The sequence below is a fragment of the Psychrobacter sp. Sarcosine-02u-2 genome, from assembly GCF_002836335.1.
Classification (GTDB): domain Bacteria; phylum Pseudomonadota; class Gammaproteobacteria; order Pseudomonadales; family Moraxellaceae; genus Psychrobacter; species Psychrobacter faecalis.
In genome coordinates, this window is record NZ_PJBX01000087.1 from 1 (window position 1) to 299 (window position 299).

At 41.5% G+C, this 299-nt stretch carries 1 pseudogene; it reads left to right on the top strand.

Annotated elements, in window-relative coordinates:
- Nucleotides 1–299 (top strand): annotated as a pseudogene (locus CXF58_RS01380) (DDE transposase); the annotation flags it as partial.

A 299-nucleotide genomic window follows, 5' to 3' on the forward strand; every position in this document is an offset into this window, starting at 1 on the left:
TTTGATAGAGCCTATTTCTCAGCAGACCTACTTATCAGTTGGCAACAAACCCATCCAAACAGTCATTGGCTTATGCGGGCTAAAGATAATCTGCGTTACACTGTGATTGAAACCTTTAGTGAAGGGGACTACTTGATACAAATGCCGGTTTCTCCCCAAGCTCAAAAGAAAAACCCAAACCTACCCGATACTTGGCAAGCTCGATTAATTGAGTGTCGTTATGAGGGTAAGACAAGACGATACATCACCTCTTTAATAGATGATAAACGCTTTACTAAGGATAAAGTGGCACAGCTGTA